Here is a 22,558-nt window from a genome sequence, read left to right as displayed (position 1 = left end):
TATAATGCATCATTCAGACCGAAGTGCGTGAATGGGTTTTTTATTGGCAGCTGCTTTAGCAGGAAATATTCCAAAAACAAGACCTATAATTACGGCAATAAAAAAGGAAAGTAATATAGAGTTTAGTGATAATACGGTTTCAATACCAGACACGATTTCTATAACATATGCACCAATTATTCCTACTATTATGCCTATAATACCACCGCCAACACTAATTAATACCGATTCTGATAAAAATTGTAAAATCACATCTTCTTCAGTAGCTCCAATAGCACGAATAATACCTATTTCCTTGGTTCTTTCCAGTACCGATGCCAACATGATATTCATAATACCTATACCACCAATAAGTAATGAAATACCAGCAATGATGCTTAATACAATATTGAATATTTGTTTTGTTTTTTGTTGTTGTTTTAGAAGTTGAATAGGGATGGCTATTTCAAAATCCAACACATCGTTATGTCTTCGTTTAAGGAGTTTACTTAAAACTTCAGCAGTAGCTTTTAATTCGTTGGAGTTGAAAACCTGAATGGTTAGTTTGTCTATTTGATGATAGTTACCTCTAGCTATTCTCTTTTTTGGTCCGTTTTGATTGTTGTTCCTCGCGTCTAAATCGTCGGTAATTATTTTTCTATCTCTATAGCGTACCAAAAATGTTTTTATGGGAATGTAGATATCTTGGTTTAAATCTCTGATACCTAAATCTTCTTGTGCTTTATCGGATATTAATTTTTCTTCAATAACGCCAACAACTTGCAACCAAACATCTTTTACCTTTATCTGTTTACCCAAGGCACTTTCTCCCGTAAATAATTTTTTCTCTACTTTTTTACCTATAATGCAAACGGGCAGTGCATTTCTAATTTGATAATCTGAGAACGTTTTGCCTTTTTCAATATGTATGTTTGAAACATCAAAGAAGGTTGAAGAAACACCAATAAGTTTAACGGAGTTTTGCTTTCCATTATTTATAACATAGGTGTCGAGAATGATTTCGGAGCTTACCACTTTTACACTTGGAATATTTTTAGAAATGCTTGAGGCATCTAAAACATCTAAACCTTTAGAAAATCTTTTAGAATCATTATCAGTCGTTTCCTCTTCGTTTTCACTTTCTGTATCATCTTCCAAATCTGGTAGAGGTGTTACTACTATATTGTTAACACCAACCAACTCCAGTTGAGATAAGATTTCCTTTTCGGCACCATTTCCAATAGCAAGCATGGTTATTACCGATGCCACTCCAAAAATAATACCTAATGCTGTTAAAAAGGTTCTTACTTTATTGGTTTTAATAAACCAATATGCTTCATTAAAATTGGATTTTAGTTTTTCTAAAAGTATTTTGTCTATCATGTTTTATTTTAATAGCGTTATACTTTTTTCTTCCATATCGGCAGGCGCGTTTAAATAAACAACATCATTTTCCTTTAGTCCTTTTTTTATGATTACCACTTCATTGTTGGCTAAACCTAATTCAACCTGTTTCTTTTCAATGGAATAACCAGATTTTACGTAAGTATAACTAATGGAATCTTTTGAAAATATAGCTTCCAGCGGTACCATTAACACATTGTCTTCTTGATGCGTTAAAATCCTATTGGATGTTGTCATACCTGGTCTAATATTTTTATTGGTTTCATTAAGTTTTATTAATACTTGAAAAAGTTTAATATCAGATCCTTTTTTGTTTTCACCCACATTTGCAACTTCTGTAACAACACCATTTATTTCTATTTCTGGGAAAGCATCAAAACCAACTTTAACTTTTAACCCTTTTTTAATTTTTCTAATATCAACCTCATTACTATAGGTTTTAGATTCCATTTTTGTTAAATCTGGTAAACTCGCCATAGCGGGTTCCCAAGGTGATATTGTGGTTCCTACTTTCTTTTTATTACCACCCCAATCTTTAACATAAGTTACCATACCATCATCTTCAGAGTATACGGTGAATTGCTTTTGTAAATCAACTAACTCTTCTATTTGCTTTTTAATTTTAGATACTTCGGTACCAACTTCAATCATTTTAGCGTTTGCCTGTCTTTTTTTAATGGAGTAGTCTTCTTTTTTCTCTTTCAGGTCGCGTTCAAACTTTTCAATTTTAATTTCTAATTGTCTAATAGTTGCTGGTGGTTCATAAATGGAACGTTTTAATTCCAATTGGTTTTCTTCAATATTAAATTGAAGGTCTTTAATGGCATTACGTTCTTGTTTTAAAGTAAGTATGGTATCCAGTTGCTGTTGTGTATATCTAGATTCTGCTTTTTCTAAATTTAAATGGGCTTCATTAATTTTTCCGTTCACTTCAGAAGCATCTATTTTACCTATATAATCACCTTTTTTTACAATGGTGCCTTCAGGAACTAAATCTTGGATTTTCATTTGGTAGATATTGAAACGTCTGGCATTATTAGGACCATTAATTTCTTTTGAACTTGTAGATTGTGCTTCTCCAGAAATAACAACTTCGTTTAGGTAGGTGCCTTTTAGAACTTTTGTTGTTAATAAAACGTCCTCGTCACTTGAGGAACTAAAAAATGAATAAGTAAGAATTAAAATAACGATTCCAGAAATAATTAATGCTATCTTTTTTTTATTCATAAGAACGATTTTTGATTGATGAAAGTTTGATAGCTAAAATAACTCTTGTAAGATTTTATATAGTTAAAATTCTCATAAAGTTTGCTTTTTTTGAATTTAGAAAGAATTTATTTAGATAAAAACAAACTAAAAAGCAAGCTATTTTACTTCATAATTATACACTGAAACTTCCGAAGCTCTAAAATATCCTAACGGATAGTTTTCTGGTTTGGTGATGTTTATACAATTTCCTCGCAGAGATGCTGGCTGTACTTCAAAGGGGTCGCCAGATTCGTCGTTGTTTTGTTGAAGTAGAATATTCATGTATTCATAAAAGCGTTTAGAAATACCATGGTTTTGAATAATTAATTCGCTTCCTGTTTCTAGATCTTTACTTGAAAAGAAAGCAAAAATTTGATTTCCATCAGTGTATAAATCATCATATACATCTAAACTAGAGGTCTTTAAATCAATATTATGAAATTCAAAAAAGTAATAATTGTTAATGCTCTTTGGGTCGGTATAAAAAGCTTTAATTTCGATTTCATCACCTGAAAAGCCTGCATTGTTTTTTTGTTCCACTTTATCAATTGGAACAACGGGCATTAGTGTTTCTGAAGCGGTGTAAACTTCATTATTATATGTGATTTCAAGAGTATAAACACCATTTATCTCTGGAATAAATGTTTGGTTTTTGTAAGTGCCTGTGTTTTCTTCTTCTAAAAAAAGAAAGGTATTATTTTTGGTATCGGTAACCATTACGGTAGCTCCAGAAGCTGGAGGAATGATGGAATCATAATAAGGAGCAGTTAGGCTTAGTCTAATAACTTGACTTTTACCATCGGTATTTTTATACCAAACTAATGAGGCGTCAATAACAAGTTTTGGTTCAGAGGTTTTTAAATTTAATTCGATAACATCTTCACAGGTAAAGAAAAAAAAGCAACATACTATATAGATTATTTTCTTCATAGTCTTAAAATTTAAAATTGTAAGATACTGATGGAACAATACCAAAAATAGATAGTCTATAAGCTTCGTTTGCTCGAGTAACTTCATTTTGACCGAATGATATGGAAGCAGCATTTTTTCTGTTATAGACATTATAAATACCAAAAGCCCAATAAGTTTGCCAACCTTTAACTTTTTCTGGTTTTGGTGTATAAGTAACCGAAAGGTCCAGTCTATTATATGCAGGCAATCTATCGGAATTTCTAGGGTTATAGATTGGAATGCTTACACCATTGTAAAAATACTGTCCGTTTGGAAATGTACTTGGTTGTCCGGTTTGAAATAAAAAATTGGTATTAAATTTTATTTTCTCATTCAGGTTATAACTACCCGTAAAGGAAATATCATGCGTTTTATCATAAGGTGTGTTGTACCAACGTCCGTTGTTAATTCCTATTTCTGTTGGGGTTCTACCTTTTGTTTGCTGTTCAGATTTTGATAATGTATATGCCAACCAACCTTTAAATTTGCCTTCGTTTTTTCTTAAAAGAAGTTCTAAACCATAAGCTTTTGCTCTACCATTTAAAATAATCTGTTCTATGGCATTATTGGCAATTAAATCGGCACCATCAATGTAGTCAATTCGGTTTTTTACTGTTTTATAAAAACTTTCAAGTTCCAATGAATACATGTTATTCTTGAAATTTTTAAAATATCCAACAGCAAGTTGATCTAGTAATTGGGGTTTAACGTATTTGCCACTTGGTGTCCATATATCTAACGGCGTAGGGGAACTTGTATTTGATAGCAGGTGTAAATATTGACTCATTCTGTTATAACTCGCTTTAATAGAGTTTTTACTATTAATTTGATAAGCCAAAGACATACGTGGTTCTATATTGAAAAACTTAGCAATAACATCACTTCGTTTAAATGATTCTGTACCAATGGGATCTACTTTTTCGTAAATTTTAAAATCTTCATTATAAACAACGGCTTGATTGTTTTCGTATAGATTTAATTCATCTTGACCTAATCTATGAAAAGAACTAAAGCGTAAACCATATGACAATGCCAGTTTATCGGCTACTTTATGTTCAGCATCTAAATAGATGGCATTTTCAAAAGCAAATTTATCTATTAGTTTAAAAGGGTTGATGCCCGAAGTTTCTGTTGTAGGGTTTATTTCTCCAGGGTTAAACTTGTAATAAATGCTGTTTAATCCATACTGTAGCTTAAAGTTATTGGATATATAATGCTTGAAATCGTATTTTAAGTTGAAATTTTTTATGCCAGAAACCCAATCAAACTCAACAAAACTTAAGGTTAAACCGTAATAATAATCAGAATAAATGAGCGATAAGTTTGAAAATAATTTGTCAGAAAACAAATGGTTCCATCTAAAATTCAGAACTGAATTTCCATAAGTATTATCAAAGGTTTCGCTAATTCTAAAAACATCACGTCCAAAATAACCTGATAAATAAATATTATTATTCTCGTTTAGTTTGTAGCTTAATTTGGTGTTTAAATCGTAAAAATAGGCTATGTTATTATTGTCAAAAAGAGGCAAAAACAAATGCGCATAACTAGATCTACCACCAAGAAGAAACGAACCTGTGTCTTTTTTTAAAGGCCCTTCAACTAGCAATCTACTAGATACTAATCCAACACCTCCATTGGCATGAAACTCTTTACTATTTCCTTCTTTCTGATAAATATCTAAAACAGAAGACACTCTGCCGCCATATCTTGCTGGAATACCACCTTTATAAAGTTTTAAATCTTTTATGGCATCGGGGTTAAATACCGAAAAGAACCCAAACAGATGTGAGGAATTGAAAATGGTAGCTTCATCCAAAAGAATTAGATTTTGATCTACCGCACCACCTCGTACATTAAATCCAGAAGCCCCTTCACCAGCCGTAGTAACCCCAGGCAATAGGGTAATTGCTTTGATAATATCTGCTTCACCTAATACCACAGGAATTTCTTTTATAGTACTAGAGGTTAATCGGTTTACACTCATTTGGGGCGCTTGAATGTTTACCTTTTCTACATTTTCGGTTATCACTACTTCATCTAAACTTTCAAAGGAATCTGTTAAACTAAAGTTTTTGGTAAGGTTATCAGTAAGAACAATAGTTTCATTTTTTGTAGCAAAACCTATATAGCTAATTACAATTTGGTAGGTGCCTTTAGGTAAGGTTATGGAATAAAAACCATATTCGTTGGTGGTAGTGCCTGTGTTCAGTTCTGGGAAAATAATGCTAACACCAATAAGAGTTTCATTGTTCTTCTCTTCAGAAATAATTCCTTTTAAAGTGAGTTTTTCTTGAGCGTTTGTATATGTAATACTAAAACAAGATATAAGAAGAAAACATAAGATTATGTTTTTCATTAAAAACTTTTTTATAAATGTATAAAAAAAAAAGCTCCTTTTGGGAGCTTTTTTAAATGGAATTTATTTCTTGTTAACTTAATATACTATTAAGGGTTTTGCTTGGTCGCATCGCATTGGTTACTAAACCTTCATTAGGTTCGTAATAGCCACCAATATTAACTGGTTTTCCTTGAATTTGATTTAGCTCGTTTACAATTACAGTTTCGTTTGCTGATAATTGATTAGCAATTGGTTCAAATTCGGCTTTTAAAGCGGCATCTTTGGTTTGATTCGATAATGCTTGTGCCCAATATAATGCTAAATAAAAATGACTACCTCTGTTATCTAATTCTCCAGCTTTACGAGAAGGCGATTTGCCATTATCCAATAAAAGACCTGTAGCTTCATCTAGAGTATCTGCTAGAATTTGAGCTTTAGGGTTGTTATTTACAGTTGCAACATGCTCTAAAGACACTGCTAAGGCTAAAAATTCACCTAAAGAATCCCAACGTAAATGGTTTTCGGTAGTAAATTGTTCAACGTGTTTTGGAGCAGATCCACCTGCACCGGTTTCAAACAAACCGCCACCATTCATTAATGGTACAATTGATAACATTTTTGCGCTGGTACCAACTTCTAAAATTGGAAATAAATCTGTTAAATAATCACGTAATACATTTCCAGAAACCGAGATAGTATCTTTACCTTCTTTAAGTCTTTCACAAGTAAATAACGTAGCATCTATAGGAGATAATATTCTTAAATCCAATCCAGTTGTATCGTGATCTTTTAAATATGTGTTTACTTTTTTAATTAATTCGGCATCGTGCGCTCTGTTTTTATCTAACCAGAAAACGGCAGGAGTTTCAGATGCTTTAGCACGTGTTACGGCTAATTTTACCCAGTCTTGAATAGGAGCATCTTTAGTTTGGCACATTCTCCAAATATCACCAGTTTCAACATTATGTTGTAATAAGGTGTTTCCTGAAGCATCAATAACGCTTACAGTTCCGTTTGAAGCTATTTCAAAAGTTTTGTCATGAGAACCATATTCTTCAGCTTTTTGAGCCATTAAACCAACGTTAGGTACTGTACCCATAGTTGTTGGGTCGAATGCACCGTGTTTTTTACAAAAGTCGATAGTTGCAGAATAAATACCAGCATAACTACTATCTGGAATTACTGCTTTAGTGTCTTGAAGTTTTCCAGCAGCGTTCCACATTTGTCCAGAAGTTCTAATCATTGCAGGCATAGACGCATCAATAATTACATCACTTGGTACGTGTAGGTTGGTAATGCCTTTATCACTATTTACCATCGCTACCGCAGGACCATTTTTAAAAGCAGCATCAATATCTGCTTGAATTTCGTTACGCTTAGCTTCAGGTAATGTCTGGATTTTTTCAACTAAATTTCCAAATCCATTATTTACATCAACACCAATTTTTTCTAGAGTTTCAGCATGTTTTTCAAATACGTTTTTAAAAAAAGCTTTTACCGCGTAACCAAAAATAATGGGGTCGCTCACTTTCATCATGGTCGCTTTCATGTGTAATGAAAACAAAATATTTTTAGCTTTAGCATCGGCAATTTGAGCTTCTAAAAAGCTTACCAAAGCTTTTTTACTTAAAACAGTGGCATCAATTATTTCGTCTTTTAGTAATTTGAAACTATCTTTTAATACAGTAGAAGTCCCGTTGGCATCCGTATGTACAATTTGAATGCTAGTGGCTTCTGGAATGGTTACCGATTTTTCATTATGCGCAAAATCACCAGTATCCATAGTGGCTACATGTGTTTTAGAATCACTGCTCCATGCCCCCATAGAGTGTGGATTCTTTTTTGCATAATTTTTTACAGCTTTAGGAGCACGTCTATCTGAGTTTCCTTCACGTAAAACTGGGTTTACGGCACTTCCTTTTATTTTATCGTAGCGAGATTTGATGTCTTTTTCAGCATCAGTAGTAGCTTCATCTGGATAATTTGGAATAGCAAACCCTTGAGATTGTAATTCCTTTATAGCAGCTTTTAACTGGGGTACAGAAGCACTAATGTTTGGTAATTTAATAATATTAGCGTCAGGGCTTTTTGCCAATTCGCCAAGTATAGCCAAATCATCAGAAACGCGTTGATCTTCATTTAAAAAATCAGGAAAAACGGCTAAAATTCTTGCAGCTAAAGAGATATCTCTAGTTTCAATATTAATACCAGAAGATTTAACAAAAGCTTTAACAATTGGTAGTAAAGAACGTGTTGCTAATGCTGGAGCTTCATCAGTTTTTGTATAAATAATTTTAGACATTAATGTAACGGTTTTGTATGTTAATATTTAGGCTATAATGTAAAATGCGAGGACCAATAATGTTTTCGCGACGCGAATATACAAAAATTGACTTTTATATTAGCTTAAACGTTTAATCAAAAACGTTAATATGGACCATATTTCACAGAATTATAAAAAAGCGAGTAACTATTAAGAAATTATTAATAAAATATAAGAGAAGCTATAAAAACAAAAGCCATATCCCTGCAGAATTTAATCTACCTTGACATGGCTTTCTTTGAAATAATATAACCCAATCTATTTAGTATTACTACTAAATTAATTTAGCTCATACGTCTAAATTTTTTCAATTTAGTGCTATTATTTCAAGTAAACATTTCTGTAATTTTCAAAATGTATTGACCTATTAACAAAAATGTTTCTAATAATTATTTTTCTTGATGCCATTAATCTTTCTTTTCGTTACTCACGATAAGTTTTTTTAAGACATTGCTTTAATTACAATAACAATCCTTTCGGCACTGTTATTTTTTCAAGCTTTCAATTATACTAGTTACTGCCTACATCTATATGCGGTACTTTTTATAATATCATGGTTATATTGCTATAACACGCTTACACCTGCTGCAATAAAACCTCAAAAAATAATTACTATTAAATAAAGAACGTTACCTTATAAAGAAACTAATTCAAATTCATTTTTTAGATGAAACCAGCCAAAACTGTTCTCGTTTCTTTTTACTAAGATACTATACATCTGCCAATTAACCAAAATATTTAACATTTTAATTATCAACCATTTATAAACCATAGTTATTAACTTTTGTTAATAAAAAAAGCCCTGAAAATTTTCAGGGCTTTTTAAATGCATTTGCAATAGTGCGTTATTAATGTCTACGCTCTTTAATTCTTGCTTTTTTACCAGTAAGACCTCTAAAGTAGTAAATTCTAGCTCTACGTACTTTACCGCGCTTATTAACTTCAATTTTTTGTAATGCAGGTAAATTAACAGGAAAAATACGCTCCACGCCAATAGTACCAGACATTTTTCTGATTGTAAAAGTCTCTGATGAACCAGATCCTCTTCTTTGAATTACTACACCTCTAAAAAACTGAGTACGAACTTTTTCGCCCTCTCTAATTTCGTAGTATACAGTAATTGTGTCTCCAGCTCCAAACTCTGGAAAGTCTTTTTTTGCTACAAATTCGTCTTGTACAAACTTTACTAAAGATTCCATATCTTTAAATTTTAATAATGGTTAATTCGAAACAACATTCACGATTCTCGCCAGAGGTTAACCCGAAATTGGCTGCAAAGATAATTAATAATTGATAATTAACAATTAATAATTATTTTTTATTTGTGTGTTTCCTTACAGGTCGGGCTTTACGTTACAAGTCCTCACTCGTGCCTCGCTGTGGGCTTTCCTCTGCAATCCCTAACACGGGCCTTTTTGCAGTGTTTCGTAAAGGTTTCAATATTTAGACTTACTAAAGAAATTGAATTCAGAAAAAAAATATATTTTACCAAAACCCAAAACCCAAAACCTATTCTTCCAGCAAATCGGGTCTGCGCTCTTTCGTGCGTAAATAAGCCTGTTCTTCCCGCCATTTTTCAATTTTCGGGAAGTTGCCACTAAATAATAATTCGGGTACTTTCAGACCTTTATATTCACGGGGTTTGGTGTAAATAGGAGGCGCCAATAAATTATCTTGAAACGAATCGGTTAGCGCAGAGGTTTCATTGCCTAAAACCCCAGGGATTAATCTAATAATGGCATCACAAAGTACAGCTGCTCCCAATTCGCCACCAGACAATACATAATCGCCAATAGATATTTCTCGGGTTATAAAATGGTCGCGCACCCGTTGGTCTACACCTTTATAATGACCACATAGAATGATGATGTTTTCTTTAAGCGATAACTGGTTGGCAATACCTTGTTTTAAGGTTTCGCCATCGGGTGTCATGTAGATGATTTCATCATAGTGGCGTTCTTCCTTTAAAGCAGAAATACATTTATCAATAGGTTCTATCATCATTACCATACCGGCACCGCCACCAAATTGCGTATCATCTATAGATTTATACCTATCTGATGTATAATCTCGTAAATTATGAAAATGGACTTCAACCAAATTAGCTTCAATAGCACGTTTTAAAATAGAGGCTTCAAACGGACTTTTAAGCAATTCTGGTAAAACGGTAATAATGTCTATGCGCATGGTTCAAAATTATGAACTGCAAAGATAATTGAATTAATGAATTTTAATGTTGGGTTTTTTGGTGGTCCGTTTAACTTAAAGATTTAGACTCTTTTAATTGTCTATTTCGGCTGTTAAACGAAGTTGTGTTTTTTTTGATAAAGTCAAAAAAAAATCCGTAAAGTAATTTACAGATTTTTAAGATCCTTTTATAAAAATAGTTAAAACTTACTTCTTCGTCTTAACTACTTTTTGTTTATTTATTTCATCTTGCAATTGGCGTCTTACTTTTTGCTCGCGTTCAACAGCTGTTTTACGGTGTTCTTCAAACTCATTTTCAAGTTCAGAAAGAGCATGTTTTGCATCTTTGGTAACAATGTTACTATTTTTAAATTTATAGATGAAGAATATTAATAGTGCTAATAAAGCAGCTATTATAGACCACATTAAGCCACTATATCCACCTTTGGTCATTTGTACACCAAATAGCATCATGCTATCTTTTTCGCCTTTGGTTTTGTCTAAATCATTTTGTGTATTAGAGAGACTGGTTTTTAAATCGTCTATTTCTTTGGCTTGGGCTTTTAAGGTAATTTCGGTAGCTACTAAATCTTTTCGTACGGTTTGTAATGAGTCTAATACATGTGATTTTAAATCGGTTAGCCAATAGGCTTTTATAACTCGATATTCTTGACCGCGTTCATCTCTCCAACCGTTCGATTTCTTAATTACATAATCAAATTGGTTATCAAGCGTGCCACTATTTAAAGAAAGTTTGTCTTCATCAGAATCGGGTGTTTGAGCAAAAATTGTTAATGAGAATAGGAAGGTTAATAAGGTTAATGGTTTGATAAAATTCATTTTTGATGGGTTTTCAGTTTACTAATTTAAAAAATATTGTCAACAAACGGTTTAAATTTAACAAAAAGCCTCACAAAGTGAGGCTAAATTATATACGGATGAAAATGCAATTTAGATTTTTTAAATCAATGGATAATACAATATCATAATTTTTGCAATATATTTTAAGGTTTAGATGTGTGGACTGCTATGGTTTTATTAAAAAACAACCTCTTGAAAATTAATTTTCAAGAGGTTGTTTAAGTTTATAAATATTTAAATACTATCTGAAATTATAGCGTTCTTTTTCACCATTGGCGTTTATAAGTTCTATGCGTAACGGTTCGTAAGCCGATTTGTTTTTAATAGCTTCCTGAGCATCATCAACCGAATTTATTTTAGTATCGTTGATAGATGTGATTATGGTTCCTTCTTTTACACCGTTCTTTTTCCAATAGTCGGCATATTTTTCATCCAGTTCAATAATTTTAATACCGTTCGAAGCTTTAAATCGTTTTAAATCTTCATGTTTTGCATTTTTTACACGACCTACCAATGGAAGCGTTAAAGTTTCATTTCGGGTCAATGTTACACGAAGGGTTTTCAACGAGCCATCTCTAGATATTTTTAAATTCACAACATCGCCCACACGTTTCGCGCCAATGTGTCCGGTTAAATCGGCAAATTTAGAAACTTTAACATTGTCAATTTCCTTAATAATATCTCCTTTTTTAATGCCTGCTTTTTCAGCACCCGATTCTTCAACAACGCTGTCTACATATATACCTTCAGTATCGTTAACTCCTAATTTTTCAGAAACTTCACTGTTTAATGAGCCACCACTAATACCAAGAATACCATTTTGCACGTTACCAAACTCCATAATATCTTCAATAACGCGGCGCGCAATGTTACTAGGCACGGCAAATGAATAACCTATATAAGACCCTGTTTGCGATGAAATAGCAGTATTGATACCAATAAGTTCCCCTCTGGTATTTACAAGCGCACCACCAGAATTACCTGGGTTTACAGCAGCATCGGTTTGTATAAACGATTGCGAACTGGTACCCGATAAATCTCTGGCTTTCGCACTTATAATACCCGCTGTAACGGTAGATGTTAAGTTAAACGGGTTACCAACAGCCAATACCCATTCGCCAATTTTAGCTTGGTCCGAATCGGCAAACGTTACAAAAGGCAAATCTTCATCAGCATCAATTTTTAAAAGTGCAATATCGGTTTTTGGGTCAGACCCCACAATTTCTGCTTTATAAGTTCTATTGTTGTTCAAGGTAACTGATAGTTCATCCGAATTATTAATAACGTGGTTATTAGTGATGATATAGCCATCCGAGTTAATAATAACACCCGAACCTGTTCCCATTTGTGCTCGTGGTGTTGTTCTTCCCGAAAACAAATCCTGCAAACTCAATTGTCCTGAACTAATCGACACGTTTTTAACGTGCACCACAGCATTCACCGCATTTTCTGCGGCCACTGTAAAATCAGGAGCTTCGTAAGCCAAATTATTCACATTGCTAGTAGGCAAAAATGCCGGATTCGCAGCAGGGGTAGTTAAAACAAATTCACTTTTTGGCTCTACAAAAATTTTGTAAGCCCCAAGGGTTAAAGCGCCACCTAATGCCGAAACCAGTACTAATGATAATATCTTCTTCATATATTTTCAGTTTAAGTTTTATTTTTAATTAACGATTAAAATTAAATATTTATTGACTTAACAATTCAACTTTAACGATTTTTAACGCTCACTTTAACGCCTATTTAACAAACACAAACGTAGCCTAATTTGGGCGTTACCCTAAAGGGTCGGGCTTTCCACTTCAAATGCATAGTATTCACGATATCATTAATTTAATGTAGCATGCATGAGTAATTCCTAACGGACCTAGCAACAGGCTTAGTAATAGTCAAAAATTCGTTAATCGTTTATCAAAATTCGTAAATCATAAAAAGACTTCTTTATCTTTGTGCATTATTATGCAACAGACTTTTTACAAATATCAAGGAACAGGAAACGATTTTGTGATGATAGATAATCGTCAAGAAACGTTCAACAAAAAAGATACCAAACACATCGCATTCTTGTGCGACCGTCGTTTTGGCATAGGTGCCGATGGTTTAATTCTATTGGAAAACCATCCAACTTTGGATTTTAAAATGGTGTATTACAATGCCGATGGCAACGAAAGTACCATGTGTGGCAACGGTGGGCGCTGTTTGGTGGCTTTCGCAAATCAATTAGGTGTTATAAAAGATAAAGCGGTGTTTGAAGCAATAGACGGTTTGCACCATGCTACTATAAACAATGGCATTGTAAAGCTTCAAATGCTAGATGTAGATTTGGTTGAAAAACACGAAAACCACGTATTTTTAAATACAGGATCGCCACACCATGTACAGTTTGAAGAGCAAATAGAAAATTTCGATATTAAAACAAAAGGTGCCAAAATTAGATACGGTGCACCTTATAACGAAGTGGGCAGTAATGTAAACTTCGTTAAGAAAATCAGCGATCAAATTTTTGCTGTTAGAACTTACGAACGTGGTGTTGAAGATGAAACTTTGTCATGCGGAACCGGTGTTACAGCTGTAGCTTTGGCAATGCATGCACTAAAAGAAACGGACGAGAGTTTGATAACCTTAAAAGTTCAAGGTGGCGAATTGCAAGTGAGTTTTGATGTGGAAAATGGCGTTTATAAAAACGTATGGCTTATTGGGCCAGCAACTTACGTGTTTAGCGGAACTATATGATTACCCTAAAAGGAGAACATATTTATTTACGTGCTTTAGAGCCAGAAGATTTAGAGTTTATCCATACTATTGAAAACGACGAATCGGTTTGGGAAATAAGCAATACCATAACACCTTATTCCAAGTTTTTAATTAAGCAGTATTTAAAACATTCCCATAAAGATATTTTTGAAGTGAAACAATTGCGCTTGGTTATTTCAAGTTATGATGATGTTGCTTTGGGTATGATCGATTTATTTGATTTCGATTTTAAAAACAGTAGGGCAGGTGTGGGTATTTTGGTAAAGGAAACTAAAGACAGAGCCAAAGGTTATGGTAGTGAAGCCATTAAATTGCTTATAAATTACAGTTTCAACCATTTAGGTTTGCATCAGTTGTATTGTAATATTTCTGAAGAAAACGATATAAGTATCAAGCTTTTTTCCAATCAAGGTTTTGAAAAAATAGGATTAAAAAAGGATTGGAATCTAGTTAACGGTTCTTATAAAAATGAGTTTATATTTCAGCTTATTAAAAATTAAATGTACATAAAAAAAATACTTATTGCCATTTCGCTTATTGGGTTGGCTGTTGCCGCATATTTTGCTTACTATGTTTATAGCATTATGATGAATTCCAACACCGCTTTTAATAATGATACGGCTTATGTTTTTGTGGCCACTAATGCTACCTATGTAGATGTTAGGGAACAATTGGAACCCTTATTGAAAGATATCAACACGTTTGATGCTTTGGCGAAACAAAAAAAGTATGTTACTAATGTGAAAGCAGGACGTTTTGCCATTACCAAAGGCATGAACAATAACGATATTATCAATTCTATAAGAAGTAAAAACCTTCCGGTAAAATTGTCGTTTAATAATCAGGAAAGCCTTGAGAAATTAGCAGGACGCGTTTCTTCACAAATTGAAGCAGATAGTGTGTCTTTGTTAAAAGCGATGAAAGACACTTCTTTTTTATCTAAATACGGTTTCAGCAATGCAACGGCTTTAGGAATGTATTTACCAAATAGTTACGAGTTTTTTTGGAACACTTCCGCAGAACAATTTAGAGAACGTATGCTTAAAGAATATAATCGTTTTTGGACGGAGGCTCGAAATGAAAAGGTAAGAGCCATTGGTTTATCTAGAGATCAAGTTATTGCCTTGGCATCCATTGTTTATGAAGAATCCAAACAAGCTTCAGAGCAACCACGTATTGCAGGTGTTTACATGAAACGTATTAGAATAGGTATGCCACTGCAGGCAGATCCAACGTTAAAATTTGCAGCATATCAATTGCCAGAATATAAAGATACCGTTATTAAACGTGTTTTAAATATTCACAAGGAAATAGTGTCTCCTTATAATACGTATAAAAATTTAGGATTACCACCAGGACTTATCGCCATGCCCGATATTTCGGCTATTGATGCGGTTTTAAATTATGAAAAACACGATTATCTGTATTTCTGTGCGGATGCTAAACGCTTAGGATTTCATAAATTTGCTAAAACATTATCGCAGCATAATGCGAACGCACGTGAATATCAACACTATTTATCATCTCAGGGAATAAATAAATAGTGATACATTCGGCTAAAAAATACCTGTTGTTTTTTGTTTTATTGCCTCTGTTCTCGTTTTCACAATCTAGTCTTGATGCTTTTTTAACACCCAGCGATACACTTAATAAACCCAGACGAAATGCGGTTGTAATTGCCGAGGCTTCACTTGCAGGCATTTCCTTAATTGGTCTGCACCAACTTTGGTATGCCGATTATAAGCAATCAAAGTTTCATACTATAAATGATAACAATGAGTGGCTTCAAATGGATAAAATGGGGCATGTGTTCACCTCGTATCAAATGGGGAAACATGGTGCGCAGTTATTAAATTGGAGTGGTGTTGGTAAAAAAGACCAATTAATTTACGGAGCTACTTTAGGCTTTGGGTTTTTAACAACCGTTGAAATTTTTGATGGTTACTCCCAAGAATGGGGTTTTTCTTGGGGTGATATTTTGGCAAATGCAACCGGAACGGGTTTATATGTAGGTCAAGAATTGCTTTGGAATGAACAACGCATCGCTTTGAAATTCTCTTTTCATCAAACAAAATATGCTTTAGAACGTCCTGATAAGCTTGGAAATGGATTTTTGGAACAGGTTTTGAAGGACTATAACGGTCAAACATATTGGCTAAGTGGAAATTTGCATTCGTTCTTTAAAGAAAAAAACATACCTAAATGGTTGAATATAGCAGTAGGATATGGGGCTGATGGCATGTTGACTGGCGTTAAAGATACTGACAATCAGTTGTTGCCAAATTTAAAAAGGCAACGACAATTCTATTTGAGTTTGGATGTAAATTTATCAAACATTGAAACAAACTCAAAGTTACTTAGGTCGGTTTTAGATATTTTTAATATGATAAAAGTTCCCTTGCCAACTTTAGAATTCAATAAAAAAGACTGTGTATTTCATCTATTCTACTACTAAAAAAAGTAGTTAAACGATTAGTTTTGATATAATTAAAAAAAAGTCTAATTTTGCACGCTCAAATTTTCAGGCATTTTACTATGTAATTTTTGCTGAAAAAATTTAAAAATTATGAGAAAAAGTATTGCAAGTTACTTAACCCTAACTCTAACAATATGTATTCTATTGTTCGTATCGTTTTCATCAGATGAAACGATTGATTTAAGTAAATACTCAACAGCTGGCTTAGAGTTGTACTATACCGTAAGTCAGGACCAAAGCATTAAAGATAATACTTTTGCGTCAAATGAAGTGAACAAACCTATTTCTCCTATTCTTGGGAAATCGTTTGTAGGTTTTAAAGAAGCCTTAGCGTTTAAAGAATCTAGAGGCAATTATTTTGTAGTAAATACATTAGGTTATTTAGGAAAATATCAATTTGGAGCAGGAACTTTAAAATTAATTGGTATCTACAATCCGTCATTATTCTTAAAAGACCCTGAGCTTCAAGAGAAAGCTTTTGTAGCTAATACCCAGCGTAATAAATGGATTTTACGTAGAGACATCAAGAATTTTGTTGGTAAAAAGCTTAATGGTATTTTAATTACTGAATCTGGTATTTTGGCAGCTGCCCATTTAGCAGGTGCTGGAAGTGTGAAAAACTATTTAAGAAGTTATGGTATTGATAATTTTGAAGACAGTTATGGTACTACTATTGAGTACTATATGAAAAAGTTTTCTGGTTACGATACTTCATCAATTACAGCAAATAAGAAAGCAAAAGCTATTTAATTTTAGCTTTTATGTATAATAAATATCGTGGGTCTTTTATGAAGGTCTACGATATTTTTTTTCCATTGGTTTGCTGTTTGTGTTTTTATAAATTCGGTAGATAAAGTAATATCGCAAGCCACACAAACTTGGGTGTTCTGTTCCAGGATATTACTTAAATCTTCAAGCATTTTATTGTTTCTGTAAGGGGTTTCAATAAATATTTGCGATTGATTGTGTTCAACAGATAAACGTTCTAAGCGTTTAATTTCGCTTTTTCGTTCGCCTTTATCAATTGGTAAATAGCCATTAAAAGCAAAACTTTGTCCATTCATACCAGAACTCATTAAAGCCATCAAAATAGACGATGGCCCCACCAATGGAATTACTTTAATGTTTTTTTGATGTGCAATTTTAACAATGTCGGCACCAGGATCTGCAACGCCAGGGCAGCCCGCTTCAGATAATAGACCAACGTTGATACCGTTTAAACAGGGTTCTAAAAAGGTTGGTAAATCTGCAACATCAGTATGTTTGTTCAAATGAAACATTTTTAATGAAGGTTGCGATTTTTCTGGAGTAATACGCTTTATAAAGTGTCTAGCTGTTTTATCATTTTCAACAATAAATGTATCGGTTTCTTCAATAACTTGTTTAACGGTAATTGGAAGCACCTCTAAAGGTTCGTTGTTACCTAATGTTGTTGGTATAAGGAATAATTTTCCTAAAGGATTTGCCATTAATATTTAATGAATTTTTTAATTGCTTTTACACCGCTAATATCTGATAATTCTATAAAATATATACCATTTTCCAAGTTGTTTATTGATATGGTGGTTATAGGGCTGTTAATGGAAGTGATTGATTTTATTTGTTTGCCTTGAATATCAATGACTTTTATATTTTCTAAAGGCTTGCTTATTTGCGACACATTAAAATTTAAAATATTATTTGTAGGGTTTGGATATATTTTGATATTTGAAATAGTATCATCTTTAACACTTAAATTAGCATCTATAATTTTGTAGACAGAAGAACCGCCTGCAATATAAATTTCACCATTTACATCTTCTCCAAAAGTTGTCCAACCTGCAGTGATGTTTGGAGTTTGAAAAGAAAGCGACCAACCAGATCCAGTATCGGTCAAAACTCCAATGGTCTGCTTGCAATAGTCTGCAAAAAAATATTTGCCAATAAAGCTGCTGTAAAGAGAACCTCTATACAGATAGCCTCCTGTTATGGAGCCCGAGCACCCAGACCCTACGTGCGGATACTCTGCCACGGGGGCAACCGTAATATTGAAGTCTATTGTACTGCAGTTGCCTGTTGAATTGAAAACATGGTTATTGCCCTCAAAACAACGCCAACCAAAGTTGTTCGCAACGCCATTTGAAATATTAATTTTATTAATTTCTTCGTAGTTGTTTTGACCAACATCGGCTATCCAAATATCACCAGTAGTTTTATCAAATGAAAATTTCCAAGGATTTCTTAATCCGTAAGCCCAAATTTCAGGTAGCGTATTAGCGTTTCCATCATTCAAATACGGATTGTTAGCAGGAATGGCGTAATTGTTTCCATTACTGGCATTATCAACATCAATTCTCAGCAGTTTTCCTAAAAGCGTATTTAGGCTTTGAGCATAGTTGTTAGGGTCGCCTGAACCCCCGCCATCGCCGCTGGCAATATATAAATAACCATCAGATCCAAAATTCATATCGCCACCATTGTGGTTTGATGCAGGTTGGTTTATTGTTAGTAAAATAAGTTCAGAATTAGCGTTGGCTGTAGTCTCATTTGTTCTAGAATATCTCGCTATAACTGTGTTTCCGGAGTTGTTTATATAATTTACATAAAAATAGCCATTGCTAGTATAGTTTGGATGGAACGCTAATCCTAGCAAACCGCGTTCTCCACCAGAATCGCTTACTTTACCATTAATGTCTAAAAACGCCGTACTATTTACACTGCCATCGGCGTTTAAAATTTTAATAACGCCTTTTCGTTCAACAATAAATAGTTTGTTGTCGTTTGCATTTTTGATGCTTACGGGAGCGTCAAAACCGTTTGCGACTAATTCAATATCGATGTTTTGTGCTATTATTATAGAAGTAAAACAGATTATAAAAAGAGAGGCAAAGCTTTTCATCGTGTTAGTTTTTGGGAGTTGTAGCTTCCTAAAATTACAAAAAATCTTTGATGAAAACTATAGGAATTAATTTTGGAGCTTGGTGGCAATAACCGAACATGCTTCGTCTAACATCTTATAAACATTTTCAAAGCCATCGTTTCCGCCATAATAGGGGTCTGGAACATTAAAGTTTTGGTTTGGGTGAATTTCGTTTAAAATGAAGTTGACTTTTGCTTTATCTTGTTCGTTTCGGGCAAGTTGTATTACGTTTCGATAGTTCGATTCGTCCATCACATAAATAATATCGAATGTGTCAAAATCGAATACGTTAAATTGTCTGCCTCTTAAATTTGAAATATCTAAACCATATTTTTTAGCAACGGCAATGGAACGGTTGTCTGGATTTTTACCAATATGGTAATCGCCCGTGCCAGCAGAATCTACAATAAAATAATCGTTGGGAAGTTTTGATTTTAAAATGCCTTCGGCAAGCGGAGAACGACAAATGTTTCCCAAGCATACCATCAGAATTTTAGTCATCTTAATTGTGTTTTAAACAGATAGTTTTTTTGTAATATCCTCAACGTACTTTTTAAATTGTTTATCTGTTGAAGATAGATTGTCTACGGTTTTACAAGCGTGTAAAACGGTGGCGTGGTCGCGTTTTCCTATTTGAGACCCAATACTTGCCAATGAAGCTTTGGTGAATTTTTTAGCAAAAAACATGGCCAATTGCCTCGCTTGAACAATGTGTCGTTTTCTGGTTTTTGATTGAAGTGTGTCAATATCCATTTGGAAATAATCGGACACTACTTTTTGTATGTAATCAATAGAAACTTCACGTTTGGTGTTTTTTACGAACTTCTCAACTATAATTCTAGCTAAATCAATAGTGATTTCTTTTTTGTTGAAAGATGATTGCGCAATTAAAGAAATAATAGCACCTTCCAACTCACGTACATTCGATTTGATGTTTTTGGCAACATATTCAATAATATCATCTGGCATATCTACACCATCACGATATAATTTATTTTTTAAAATTGAAACACGGGTTTCAAAATCCGGTGTTTGCAATTCAGCCGAAAGTCCCCATTTGAAACGAGATAACAAGCGTTGTTCAATATCTTGCATATCAACAGGTGCTTTGTCACTTGTTAAAATAACCTGCTTACCATTTTGGTGTAAGTGGTTGAAAATATGGAAGAATACATCTTGCGTACCAGTTTTTCCCGAAAGGAATTGTACATCGTCAATAATCAACACATCAATAATTTGATAGAAATGTATAAAATCATTTCTGTTGTTTTTCTTAACAGAATCTATGTATTGTTGTGTAAACTTTTCAGCAGAAATGTATAAAACCGTTTTTTCAGGGTATTTGTCTTTAATGTCCACACCAATAGCATGCGCTAAATGGGTTTTTCCTAAACCAACACCTCCAAAAATAAGTAACGGATTAAAAGAAGTGCCTCCTGGTTTGGAAGCCACCGCTAAACCAGCACTACGTGCCAAACGGTTGGAATCGCCTTCTAAAAAGTTTTCAAAACTGTAATTAGGATTAAGTTGCGATTCAATCTTAACATTTCTAATACCTGGAATTACAAATGGATTGCGTAATTCTGGACTTTTATTGTTTAGTGGTACATCAACTTCCTGAGATTTCATGGCGCTTCTGTTGGCGCTTGGAATTTTCTCGGTAAAAGGTTGCTTGTTGCCATACGTGTTTTCCATTTTAATAATGTAAACAAGTTTGGCTTTTTCGCCCAATTCTTTAGTTAATGATACCTTAAGGATTTTTACGTAGTGTTCTTCAAGCCATTCGTAAAAGAATTTACTAGGTACTTGAATGCTCAATGCGTTATCTGTAAGTTTAACTGCTTGAATGGGTTCAAACCAAGTTTTGTAAGCTTGCGGTTGAATATTATCCTTTATGAATTCAAGACAATTATTCCATACCGTTTGCGCAGTTATACTCATTTTTATTCTTCTGGTTTTGTTCGTTAGGTTTGTGAAAGAAAATTAATAATATTAACCCCCTTTATGGTTTGGCAAATATGTGAACAAAATTCTTAAAAAAAAAATCAAATAGTATTGAATTTTCAGAAATTTTTCCCCATGTTTAACCTCTTGCCGAAGCTACAAAAAAAAAATTAATAAACCTTATGAAAATCGACGAAATACAAATAAGAGTGAGATACGGTGAAACTGACCAAATGGGCGTTGTTTATCACGGAAACTATGCACTATATCTAGAAATGGGGCGTATTGAGTGGCTTCGAAAATTAGGGGTTTCTTATAAGAGTATGGAGGAAAATGGCGTGATGCTACCCGTAGTTTATTTGAGTATAAACTATAAAAAATCAGCGGTTTATGATGATGTAATTAATGTAAAAACTCAACTGAAAAATAGGCCCACAGCCAAGATAGAATTTGAGTATGAAATTACTAATGAAAAGGGTGAAATTTTAACTCTGGCAAGTACCACTCTAGTGTTTATAGATATGAAAACTAATAAGCCAATGAAGGCACCTCAATACATTTTGGACGCTATTAATAATTAATCTAAATTTCTTTTATGTCGATTTCAAAAAGGTGATTGAAGGCTTCAAAAACTGAGTCTGCTTCTTTTTTTCTAACAGAGATTGTTATTTGGCAATTCAATTCCAATTTTTGGTTGGTAATGTTTAAGTTTTTTTCTTTTATGATACGCATCACTGTGTTCATGTTTTTGTAATCAAAAGAGATTAAATAATTAACATTGATGGTTTTTTTAATAATTGTGGATGCTTCCAATGTTAATTGCGCGGTGGTTCGGTAGGCGCTTATTAATCCGCCAACACCTAGTTTAACACCACCAAAGTAACGAACCACCACAACTAAAATATTGGTAACATCAAACGATTGTATTTGCCCATAAATAGGCATGCCTGCAGAATTACTGGGTTCTCCATCATCATTAGCTCGGTAATATATGGTTTCAGTTCCAAGTTGGTAGGCGTAGCACCAATGTCTTGCTGCATGGTGTTCCTTTTTTAAAGTTTCTAAATGAAGTTTTACATCATCTTCATTCAAAACAGGGTAAGCATAACCAAAAAACTTACTGTTTTTTTCTTTAAACAGTATAGCTTCGGTTGAAGTTTCAATGGTTTTGTATGTGTCCTTTTCAATCAA

The 22,558-nt window shown here is 33.4% G+C and carries 20 protein-coding genes; 6 read left to right on the top strand and 14 right to left on the bottom strand.

Going from position 1 to position 22,558, the window contains the following annotated elements; translation table 11 throughout:
- Window positions 1-9: 9 nt before the first annotated feature.
- The 9 genes from ACGK9U_RS13540 to ACGK9U_RS13500 all read right to left on the bottom strand — a co-directional run bounded on the left by ACGK9U_RS13540 (window position 10) and on the right by ACGK9U_RS13500 (window position 12,933).
- Complete coding sequence (locus ACGK9U_RS13540; protein ID WP_394466915.1) at window positions 10-1,362, bottom strand: ABC transporter permease; 1,353 nt, start codon at window positions 1,360-1,362, stop codon at window positions 10-12.
- Between the two features lie 3 nt (window positions 1,363-1,365).
- Window positions 1,366-2,610 carry an efflux RND transporter periplasmic adaptor subunit gene (locus ACGK9U_RS13535; RefSeq protein ID WP_394466914.1) on the bottom strand — a complete coding sequence of 415 codons (1,245 nt, stop codon included), beginning with the start codon at window positions 2,608-2,610 and terminating at the stop codon, window positions 1,366-1,368.
- A 138-nt stretch (window positions 2,611-2,748) separates the two neighbouring features.
- Window positions 2,749-3,561 carry a DUF4249 domain-containing protein gene (locus tag ACGK9U_RS13530; RefSeq protein ID WP_394466913.1) on the bottom strand — a complete coding sequence of 271 codons (813 nt, stop codon included), beginning with the start codon at window positions 3,559-3,561 and terminating at the stop codon, window positions 2,749-2,751.
- A gap of 4 nt (window positions 3,562-3,565) precedes the next feature.
- Window positions 3,566-5,941: a carboxypeptidase-like regulatory domain-containing protein gene (locus ACGK9U_RS13525; RefSeq protein ID WP_394466912.1), complete on the bottom strand. Its 2,376-nt coding sequence runs from the start codon at window positions 5,939-5,941 to the stop codon at window positions 3,566-3,568.
- Window positions 5,942-6,014: 73 nt separating this feature from the next.
- Window positions 6,015-8,225, bottom strand: a complete 2,211-nt coding sequence (locus ACGK9U_RS13520; protein ID WP_394466911.1) for an NADP-dependent isocitrate dehydrogenase — start codon at window positions 8,223-8,225, stop codon at window positions 6,015-6,017.
- Window positions 8,226-9,094: 869 nt separating this feature from the next.
- Window positions 9,095-9,445 carry a 50S ribosomal protein L19 gene (gene rplS / locus ACGK9U_RS13515; RefSeq protein ID WP_394466910.1) on the bottom strand — a complete coding sequence of 117 codons (351 nt, stop codon included), beginning with the start codon at window positions 9,443-9,445 and terminating at the stop codon, window positions 9,095-9,097.
- 310 nt (window positions 9,446-9,755) lie between these two features.
- Window positions 9,756-10,433 carry a tRNA (guanosine(37)-N1)-methyltransferase TrmD gene (trmD, locus tag ACGK9U_RS13510; protein ID WP_394466909.1) on the bottom strand — a complete coding sequence of 226 codons (678 nt, stop codon included), beginning with the start codon at window positions 10,431-10,433 and terminating at the stop codon, window positions 9,756-9,758.
- A gap of 207 nt (window positions 10,434-10,640) precedes the next feature.
- On the bottom strand, window positions 10,641-11,273 hold the full coding sequence (locus ACGK9U_RS13505) for a tRNA (guanine-N1)-methyltransferase (RefSeq protein WP_394466908.1): 633 nt from the start codon (window positions 11,271-11,273) through the stop codon (window positions 10,641-10,643).
- A 262-nt stretch (window positions 11,274-11,535) separates the two neighbouring features.
- Window positions 11,536-12,933 (bottom strand): trypsin-like peptidase domain-containing protein, encoded by a 1,398-nt coding sequence (locus tag ACGK9U_RS13500; RefSeq protein WP_394466907.1) that lies wholly within the window; start codon window positions 12,931-12,933, stop codon window positions 11,536-11,538.
- 320 nt (window positions 12,934-13,253) lie between these two features.
- On the opposite strand from ACGK9U_RS13500, the gene dapF reads away from it, so the two are divergent.
- The 5 genes from dapF to ACGK9U_RS13475 all read left to right on the top strand — a co-directional run bounded on the left by dapF (window position 13,254) and on the right by ACGK9U_RS13475 (window position 17,274).
- Entirely contained in the window at window positions 13,254-14,027 is a 774-nt protein-coding gene (dapF, locus tag ACGK9U_RS13495) for a diaminopimelate epimerase (protein WP_394466906.1), read from the top strand.
- On the top strand, window positions 14,024-14,548 hold the full coding sequence (locus ACGK9U_RS13490) for a GNAT family N-acetyltransferase (RefSeq protein WP_394466905.1): 525 nt from the start codon (window positions 14,024-14,026) through the stop codon (window positions 14,546-14,548). Before dapF ends, ACGK9U_RS13490 begins: the two co-directional genes overlap by 4 nt.
- A complete protein-coding gene (mltG, locus tag ACGK9U_RS13485) occupies window positions 14,549-15,592 on the top strand; it encodes an endolytic transglycosylase MltG (RefSeq protein WP_394466904.1) in 1,044 nt (347 codons plus the stop codon).
- The gene (locus ACGK9U_RS13480; protein WP_394466903.1) at window positions 15,592-16,503 is read left to right on the top strand and encodes a DUF2279 domain-containing protein; all 912 of its coding nucleotides are present in this window, start codon (window positions 15,592-15,594) and stop codon (window positions 16,501-16,503) included. The genes mltG and ACGK9U_RS13480 overlap by 1 nt, the downstream gene beginning before the upstream one ends.
- 111 nt (window positions 16,504-16,614) lie before the next feature.
- Window positions 16,615-17,274, top strand: coding sequence for a peptidoglycan-binding protein LysM (locus ACGK9U_RS13475; RefSeq protein WP_394466902.1), 660 nt, complete (start codon window positions 16,615-16,617; stop codon window positions 17,272-17,274).
- Between the two features lie 2 nt (window positions 17,275-17,276).
- Here the strand turns inward: ACGK9U_RS13475 and ACGK9U_RS13470 are convergent, their stop codons facing one another.
- The 4 genes from ACGK9U_RS13470 to dnaA all read right to left on the bottom strand — a co-directional run bounded on the left by ACGK9U_RS13470 (window position 17,277) and on the right by dnaA (window position 21,364).
- Window positions 17,277-17,993, bottom strand: coding sequence for an SAM-dependent methyltransferase (locus tag ACGK9U_RS13470; protein ID WP_394466901.1), 717 nt, complete (start codon window positions 17,991-17,993; stop codon window positions 17,277-17,279).
- The gene (locus tag ACGK9U_RS13465; protein WP_394466900.1) at window positions 17,993-19,402 is read right to left on the bottom strand and encodes a PQQ-dependent sugar dehydrogenase; all 1,410 of its coding nucleotides are present in this window, start codon (window positions 19,400-19,402) and stop codon (window positions 17,993-17,995) included. Before ACGK9U_RS13465 ends, ACGK9U_RS13470 begins: the two co-directional genes overlap by 1 nt.
- Window positions 19,403-19,468: 66 nt before the next feature.
- Window positions 19,469-19,924, bottom strand: coding sequence for a low molecular weight protein-tyrosine-phosphatase (locus tag ACGK9U_RS13460; protein WP_394466899.1), 456 nt, complete (start codon window positions 19,922-19,924; stop codon window positions 19,469-19,471).
- 12 nt (window positions 19,925-19,936) lie between these two features.
- The gene (dnaA, locus tag ACGK9U_RS13455) at window positions 19,937-21,364 is read right to left on the bottom strand and encodes a chromosomal replication initiator protein DnaA (protein ID WP_394466898.1); all 1,428 of its coding nucleotides are present in this window, start codon (window positions 21,362-21,364) and stop codon (window positions 19,937-19,939) included.
- A gap of 185 nt (window positions 21,365-21,549) precedes the next feature.
- On the opposite strand from dnaA, the gene ACGK9U_RS13450 reads away from it, so the two are divergent.
- On the top strand, window positions 21,550-21,948 hold the full coding sequence (locus tag ACGK9U_RS13450; protein WP_394466897.1) for an acyl-CoA thioesterase: 399 nt from the start codon (window positions 21,550-21,552) through the stop codon (window positions 21,946-21,948).
- 1 nt (window position 21,949) lies between these two features.
- Here ACGK9U_RS13450 and ACGK9U_RS13445 read toward each other — a convergent pair whose 3' ends face one another.
- The gene (locus ACGK9U_RS13445; RefSeq protein WP_394466926.1) at window positions 21,950-22,558 is read right to left on the bottom strand and encodes an IMPACT family protein; all 609 of its coding nucleotides are present in this window, start codon (window positions 22,556-22,558) and stop codon (window positions 21,950-21,952) included.

It is taken from the genome of Mariniflexile sp. HNIBRBA6329 (genome assembly GCF_043558645.1).
Lineage (GTDB): Bacteria > Bacteroidota > Bacteroidia > Flavobacteriales > Flavobacteriaceae > Mariniflexile.
Note: the sequence above shows the minus strand (reverse complement) of the source record. Positions and strands in the feature narration are given on the sequence as shown.

Coding starts and splice junctions, on each gene's coding strand:
- ACGK9U_RS13470 (WP_394466901.1), bottom strand. CDS start 17,993: ATGGCAAATCCTTTAGGAAAATTATTCCTTATACCAACAACATTAGGT.
- ACGK9U_RS13505 (WP_394466908.1), bottom strand. CDS start 11,273: ATGAATTTTATCAAACCATTAACCTTATTAACCTTCCTATTCTCATTA.
- ACGK9U_RS13540 (WP_394466915.1), bottom strand. CDS start 1,362: ATGATAGACAAAATACTTTTAGAAAAACTAAAATCCAATTTTAATGAA.
- ACGK9U_RS13490 (WP_394466905.1), top strand. CDS start 14,024: ATGATTACCCTAAAAGGAGAACATATTTATTTACGTGCTTTAGAGCCA.
- ACGK9U_RS13500 (WP_394466907.1), bottom strand. CDS start 12,933: ATGAAGAAGATATTATCATTAGTACTGGTTTCGGCATTAGGTGGCGCT.
- ACGK9U_RS13450 (WP_394466897.1), top strand. CDS start 21,550: ATGAAAATCGACGAAATACAAATAAGAGTGAGATACGGTGAAACTGAC.
- ACGK9U_RS13520 (WP_394466911.1), bottom strand. CDS start 8,225: ATGTCTAAAATTATTTATACAAAAACTGATGAAGCTCCAGCATTAGCA.
- rplS (WP_394466910.1), bottom strand. CDS start 9,445: ATGGAATCTTTAGTAAAGTTTGTACAAGACGAATTTGTAGCAAAAAAA.
- trmD (WP_394466909.1), bottom strand. CDS start 10,433: ATGCGCATAGACATTATTACCGTTTTACCAGAATTGCTTAAAAGTCCG.
- dapF (WP_394466906.1), top strand. CDS start 13,254: ATGCAACAGACTTTTTACAAATATCAAGGAACAGGAAACGATTTTGTG.
- ACGK9U_RS13535 (WP_394466914.1), bottom strand. CDS start 2,610: ATGAATAAAAAAAAGATAGCATTAATTATTTCTGGAATCGTTATTTTA.
- ACGK9U_RS13475 (WP_394466902.1), top strand. CDS start 16,615: ATGAGAAAAAGTATTGCAAGTTACTTAACCCTAACTCTAACAATATGT.
- mltG (WP_394466904.1), top strand. CDS start 14,549: ATGTACATAAAAAAAATACTTATTGCCATTTCGCTTATTGGGTTGGCT.
- ACGK9U_RS13465 (WP_394466900.1), bottom strand. CDS start 19,402: ATGAAAAGCTTTGCCTCTCTTTTTATAATCTGTTTTACTTCTATAATA.
- dnaA (WP_394466898.1), bottom strand. CDS start 21,364: ATGAGTATAACTGCGCAAACGGTATGGAATAATTGTCTTGAATTCATA.
- ACGK9U_RS13530 (WP_394466913.1), bottom strand. CDS start 3,561: ATGAAGAAAATAATCTATATAGTATGTTGCTTTTTTTTCTTTACCTGT.
- ACGK9U_RS13525 (WP_394466912.1), bottom strand. CDS start 5,941: ATGAAAAACATAATCTTATGTTTTCTTCTTATATCTTGTTTTAGTATT.
- ACGK9U_RS13460 (WP_394466899.1), bottom strand. CDS start 19,924: ATGACTAAAATTCTGATGGTATGCTTGGGAAACATTTGTCGTTCTCCG.